The sequence below is a fragment of the Olsenella uli genome (assembly GCF_901212655.1).
Lineage (GTDB): Bacteria > Actinomycetota > Coriobacteriia > Coriobacteriales > Atopobiaceae > Parolsenella > Parolsenella uli_A.
The window spans coordinates 1-6,375 of record NZ_CAAKON010000035.1 but is presented as its reverse complement, the minus strand read 5'-3'; the positions used below and the strand labels follow the sequence as shown (position 1 = coordinate 6,375).

4 protein-coding genes are annotated in these 6,375 nt (G+C 69.0%); 1 reads left to right on the top strand and 3 read right to left on the bottom strand.

Translation table 11 applies throughout. The features are described 5' to 3' along the window. Positions 1 to 1,152 (top strand): KUP/HAK/KT family potassium transporter (locus EFAMC2_RS06760; protein ID WP_187325210.1); only part of this gene is annotated, 1,152 nt, incomplete at its 5' end. Positions 1,153 to 1,468: 316 nt separating this feature from the next. Here EFAMC2_RS06760 and EFAMC2_RS06755 read toward each other — a convergent pair. The 3 genes from EFAMC2_RS06755 to EFAMC2_RS10345 form a co-directional block, all read right to left on the bottom strand. Beyond that, entirely contained in the window at positions 1,469 to 1,753 is a 285-nt protein-coding gene (locus tag EFAMC2_RS06755; RefSeq protein ID WP_154028076.1) for an ACT domain-containing protein, read from the bottom strand. A 110-nt stretch (positions 1,754 to 1,863) separates the two neighbouring features. Continuing rightward, the gene (locus EFAMC2_RS06750; protein WP_154028075.1) at positions 1,864 to 4,014 is read right to left on the bottom strand and encodes a subtype A tannase; all 2,151 of its coding nucleotides are present in this window, start codon (positions 4,012 to 4,014) and stop codon (positions 1,864 to 1,866) included. 139 nt (positions 4,015 to 4,153) lie between these two features. Then, a complete protein-coding gene (locus EFAMC2_RS10345; RefSeq protein ID WP_154028074.1) occupies positions 4,154 to 6,265 on the bottom strand; it encodes an elongation factor G in 2,112 nt (703 codons plus the stop codon). Between the last annotated feature and the right edge of the window lie 110 nt (positions 6,266 to 6,375).

The window sequence follows — 6,375 nt, the reverse complement described above, 5'->3', positions numbered from 1 at the left end:
CACCTGCAGATCCACTACCCGAGCGACACCAAGGGCCAGCTCTACATCCCCCTCGTGAACAACGTCATGTGGGTGGGTTGCATCTTCATCGTGCTGCTGTTCCAGACCTCCGACCGCATGGAGGCGGCCTACGGCCTGGCCATCACGGTCACCATGCTCATGACCACCACGCTGCTCACTAGCTATATCGCGGGAGTCATGCGCAGGCGCGGGGCGGCGGCGCTCTTTGCCGTGGTCTTTGGCGCCATCGAGCTCTGCTTCTTCCTCGCCTGCCTCACGATGTTCTTCGACGGCGGCTACGTGATGATCGTCCTGGCGGCGCTGCTCTTCGGGATGATGTACGTGTGGCGCCGCGGCACGGCCATCGAGCGCACGCAGACGGTGTTCCTCCCCGTGCGCAAGTACGTGGGCCAGCTCGGCCAGCTGCGCGGCGACGACGCCTACCCGCTGCTCGCCGACAACTTGGTCTTTCTAGTGAATGGCTCCGAGCCCGACACCCTCGACCGCGACGTGCTCTACTCGATCCTCGACAAGCACCCCAAGCGGGCGCGCGCCTACTGGTTCCTGAACGTTCGCGTGACCGACGAGCCCTACACCCACACCTACACGGTCGACTCGTTTGGCACCGACTTCCTGTTCAAGGTGCAGCTGCAGCTGGGCTTCAAGGTGAACCAGCGCGTGAACGCCTACCTGCGCCAGGTGGTAAACGACCTCATGGCCTCGGGCGAGCTGCCACCGCAGCACCACGCCTACTCCATCTACGAGCAGCGCGGCAACGTGGGCGACTTCAAGTTCTGCATGCTGCGCAAGACGCTCGCGCCGGAGACGGCCATCAGCCGAAGCGACCACCGCGTCATCTACACCAAGTACACGATCCGCCGCCTGTGCGGCTCGCCGGCGCGCTGGTACGGCCTCGAGAACTCCTCAATCATGTTCGAGTACGTGCCGATGTTCGCCAAGATGCGGCCGGCCACGCACTTGGAGCGCATCAGCCTGCCGAGCAACACTCAGGTGCAGGAGCAGGAGGCCGAGGAGGTCGACATCTTCTCCGACGACCTCGCCGGAGGCAACGTGGCAGGCCGCACGATGATTGCCGACCCCACCGAGCAGATGGACGCCATCGAGATTGGCGAGAAGCTTGGCGAGAAGTAGCGCGAGCCTTTGGACGCGGGCCGGCGCAGGCCCGCAGATCTGCGCAGGCCCTTGGGTGTGAGCTCTTGGATACGGGCATATCGGCACGAGATACAAGGCGCGAGCTCATCGGCATGAGAACAAAGGCGCAAGCTCCCTAGAGAGAACTCGCCGGCGCAAGTTCCAAGACACAGCAGAAGGGCCCGGGTATCGCTACCCGGGCCCTTCTTGTTTGTCCGCCCTGCTGGCTTGCCTGCGCCGCCACGGAGGGAAGGTTCCAGAATCGCCACAACCGCCCGGCCCGCTACCAACGGCGCGGCAGGACAGCGACGCCGCTCTAGAGGCGGTACATGAACTTGAAGACGTCCTCGCGCTGGATGGTGACCTGCACGCCCAGCGAGCCGCTGAGCTTGTCGAGGCCGTCGTGGATGAGCGAGAAGTCGGCCTCGCCAAGGTCCGCGAGCATCGTCATCGTGAACATGCCCTGCAGAATGGTCTGCGAGATGTCGAGGATGTTTACGTTGTTCTCGGCGAGCAGGGTCGCCACGGCGGCAACGATGCCAGAGCGGTCCGCGCCCAGGACGGAAATGATGGCGCGATTGTTCTTGGTCTCCTCGGACATGCTTGCTCCTTGCACTCGGCCGCGCGCGGCCCTCCGTTGATATGCGCCTATTGTAGCCGTGTGGGGCGGACGCGGCACCACCCCAGGAGAGACGGCGCCGCTGGGGGCCGCTACTGCTGAGAGCCCTCGGTGGTGGCAGCGCTCGTCGAGGCCTCCGCCTCCCCCGCCGGATAGAGCGCGCCCACCCAGCTCACAAAGGAGGCCGTGGCATCGGCGCCACCCTCCTCGGCCAGGCTCTTGCCCGCAGCCCAGACCGGCGTGTAGGCAACGTCTGTCACGCCCGGGAAGGCCCTGAGCGCAAGGGCGAGGTTCACGCCCGGGGAAAGCGGCGTCCTAGCGTCCGCCAGGCCGACGTTGATGCGCCAATGGGCGGCCACCGTTGAGGTCTCGCGGCCCTCGGACGCGGCGCCCAGGTAGTACATCGGGTCGTAGAGGTTGCGGCGCTGCTCCATGGACGAGCCAAGCGAATCGGTCTTGGCAAGGTCGCCCGCCCAGTCGCCAGGCAGCGAGCCGTTCCATCCGCTCGCCTGCTCGTAGGTGCCCGAGTGTTCGGAGAGCACATCGGAGACCTGCTGGCTGAAATGCAGCGTGTCGGAGTCATCGTTGCCAAAGAGCTGGTTGGTGGCCGCCGAGCGCTCGGTGGTGTCGAAGGCGCAGATGCCCAGCTTGGGCGCGCGGCAGGCGCGCACGAAGGAGCCGAAGTCTGCGATGCGGGCCGTCCCCTTCTTCTCGTTGAAGGTGAGCCAGCGGGCGTCGCCGTTGAGGGCGGAGACGTAGTCGGAGCGCGTGGCGTAGGTAACGGACGTGTCCTCGGAGGCAGTGGCGCTGGCATCCGAGGAACTCGCGCCGGAGGCGGCCGCCTCGGCGGCGCCCGTCGCAGCCGCATCGCTGGCGGCATCCGTCGCAGCCACCTCGCCGGCGGCCGTCGCGGCGACCTTGGCGGCCTTAGTCGCGGCGTCCTCCGCGGCCTTCTCGGTCACGGACTCGGTCGTGGCCTGGCCGCTCAGAGCGGCGGCCACGGTGTCCTTGTCGGCAGCGACGGCCGTCTCGGGCCTAACGCCCTCGGGCACCACCGGCGTCGCCGGCGTCTCGACGCGCTTCACGCCCGAGCCGGGGAAGTCGCCCGAGTTGGTCTCCGCGAGGTCGATGGTGTGCGGGAACTCGGTCTCGGACAGGAACTTGGAGACCGAGGCCTCTGCGAGGTCGACCAGGCGCTCGTAGTAGGAGCCGTCCGTGAACACGCCGCCATCAGTTTGGTCGAGCGCCAGCTGGGAGCCATCGACGCTCAGCGAGAGGCTGTTCACGTAACCGGCGTAGGCCTCGGCAAGGTCGTTCGACGCAAGGCGCGTCCACGTGCCATCGGCGCGCGTGCCCTCGCTCGAGAACTGGCCGAGCTCCCACTCGTAGGCGGCGTCGGCGCAGCCCGCCGGAGACTCGGGGCACCACAGTGCCGCGGCCGAGACCTCGTCGCCGATGCCCGTGCCCTCGCCGTCGTGCGTGGCGGCGCCAATCTTTGCGAGATAGGCGTCATAGCCGGACGCGTTGCCCGTGGACGCGAGCACCGCCGCGAGCAGGCCGCCGGCAGCGTGGCCGAGCGTCACGATGCGGTCCATGGAGCCCGGCAGCTTGGCGGCGTTGTAGCGCAGGTAGCGCACGGCGGCCTTGAGGTCCACGACGGCCCAGGGGGCGCCGCCTGAGAAGAAGCCGTCTCTCGAGCCGGTGCTGTCGTAGCCGTTGGAGCGGCCGCGGCAGCCGGCGAACACGTAGACGAGGCCGGCGGAAAGGTAGGGCTCGAGGCCGTCGTAGAGGTAGCCGCTCGCCGCCGTCTGGGCGGCGAAGTCCGGTGCGTTGATGGGCAGCACCACCGGCGCGGTGGCGGCGGTGTAGGCACCCACGGTGGCGCTCTCGTCCACCTGGCACTCGAAGGTCTTGGAGGTGTCGACGTCTTCCAGGCTCGCCTTCTCGTCCGTGGGCTTGAGGTAGGCGCCCGGCACGTAGATGGCGAGGCGCTCATAGGTCTTCGTGGCGGGCTTGGTGCAGTAGGTGAGGCCCACCTGCCACCAGACCTGATGGTCTGAGTCGTAGTGCCAGGCCTTCATGTCGAGCTCGAGGTCCTTGAACTCCTTGAGGTCGGCGTTGGAGGCGGCGTCGGTGGTGGCGGCATCGGTGGCAGCAGGCTGCTTGCCCCCGCAGGCGGCAAGCGCCCCCGTGGTGGCGGTGGCCGTGAGCGCGGCCAGGAACTCCCTGCGTGTGACTGCCATGCAAACTCCCTCGATAGACGCGACGGCGACGGGTGGGGCCAGGCTGCCCCACCCGTCGCGTATCTCTCTAACGGGTTATTTTCGCTCGTAGGCACCGCTTCGGTAAAGCCCGACAGCCGTCACCACGGCCATTCCGCATCTAGGGGCGCGAGACGAGCATCTCCTCGGCCGGCGTCCATGGCCTCAGGCGCGCCGGATCGACCCTCACGTGCGCGTGGGCGTCCACCTCGTCCCAGGGCACGTTGTAGCCCGCGCCGTGGGAGCAGAAGACCGAGTCCGGCGTGTTGGGGAGGTCCGCGCGCGGGTCATAGGCCGCCGCGGCGATGACCCCCTCGGCGTTGTGGCAGGGCCGGTAGCCCGCGAACTCAAGCGAGAAGCGACCGCGCCCGCCCGTGTAGCGCGCCACCTCTAGCGCGTACTCCCCCACCTCGGAGGCGGGCACGTCACCCGTGAGCTCGGCCATGTCACCCCGCGTCTCGGGCGCATCAAAGGAGGCCGCCATGCGCTGCAGGTCTGCGAGCGCGTGCCCCACGCGCTCCGCGGGCACCACGAGACGGAAGCGATACCACGGCTCCAGAAGCATGGAGTCCGCCTTCATGAGTGCCTGGCGAATGGCACGGTACGTCGCCTGGCGAAAGTCGCCGCCCTCAGTGTGCTTGGCATGGGCGCGCCCGCCCGTGAGGGTGATGCGCACGTCCGTGAGCGGGGCTCCCGTGAGCACGCCCCTGTGCTCGCGCTCCATGGCATGGGTGAGCACGAGGCGCTGCCAGTTGAGGGCGAGGTCGTCCGTGGAGCAGCGCGTGCCGAAGGCCATGCCTGCGCCGCGGGGCATGGGCTCGAGCGTCAGGTGCACCTCGGCATAGTGACGCAGCGGCTCGAAGTGGCCCGCGCCGTCCACGGGCGCGGCGATGGTCTCGCGATAGAGGATGCCACCGGGGCCAAAGCCCACGGCAAGGCCGTAGCGCTCGGCAAGCAGCCGCTGTACCACCTCGCGCTGTACCTCTCCCATGAGCTGGACGTGAACCTCCTGCAGGTCTGGGTCCCAGCGCACGCCGAGCATGGGGTCCTCGTCTGTCAGCTCGCGCAGGGCCACCACAACGGCATGGGCATCTGCGGCGGAGGCGAAGCCGACGGGGGCAGGGGCGCCGCCCGCGACTGCGGCCCTGCCCGTGGCTGGGGCGCCACCCGCGGCCGGGACACCGTCCGTTCCCGAGCCTGCCGCCTCGCCCGAGCCCACACCCGCGGGGAGCACCTGGTACGAGAGGACCGGCGCCAGCACGGGCGCCGCGCTCGCCGGCTCCGCGCCCAGCACGCTGCCGGGCACCACGTGCGCGAGCCCGGTCACGGCGACGACTGAGCCGGCAGGGGCCTCGGTCACCGGCTCGAACGCATCCCCCTGGTAGAGACGCACCTCGTTGACCTTCTCGGCCCACACCTGGCCGCGGTCCGTGCCCTCGAGCGGCATCTTTGCGCGAAGCGTGCCGCCCGTGACCTTGAGCCAGGCAAGGCGCTCGCCACGGGCGCCGCGGCTTACGCGCCAGACGCGGGCAGCAAACGCAGGCGACCAGGCGGGGCGCGGGGCCAGCTCGGCGAGGGCGTCCAACAGCTTGCTCGAGCCCTCGCCTACCAACGCCGAGCCAAAAAGCACGGGAGCCACCTTGCGCTCCGTCACGAGCCGGCGGAGCGTCGCGGTGGCAAGCGCACCCGTCTCGAGGTACTCCTCAAGCGCGGCCTCGTCCGTCGCCGCCGCGTCCTCGAGCGCCGGGCCGCCGTCAAGCAGCTCACCGGCATCGAGGCAGGCACCTGAGAGGCGCCCGCGAAGCTCCTGGAGAAGGTCCTCGCGCGGCGAATGCTCCAAGTCCATCTTGTTCACGAAGACGAAGGTTGGCAGCGCGTGACGCTCGAGCAGGTCCCAGAGCGTCTCGGTGTGGCCCTGCACACCGTCGTTGGCGCCAACCACGAGCAGCGCGGCATCGAGCGCCTGCAGCGTGCGCTCCGCCTCGGCAGAGAAGTCCACGTGACCCGGGGCATCCACGAGCGTGACGCGCATGTCTCCCCAGGTAAGCGAGGCTTGCGAGGCAAAGATGGTGATGCCGCGCTCGCGCTCCATGGCGTCCGTGTCCAGGTGAGAGCTGCCGGCGTCCACGCGCCCGCGCACCCGGATGGCTCCGGAGCGGGCGAGCAGCTCCTCGGCGAGCGTCGTCTTGCCCGCGTCCACGTGGGCGAGCAGGCCCAGTACCAGCTGATGCATGTCCGTCTCCTCCGAGCCTCTCTTCAAGCCTTGACCGCCGGAGAGATTCTAAGCGCGTCGGGCAAGGTTGGCGCCCGTCCCGCGCCCGCCTCGCGCCCGCCTCGCGCCCG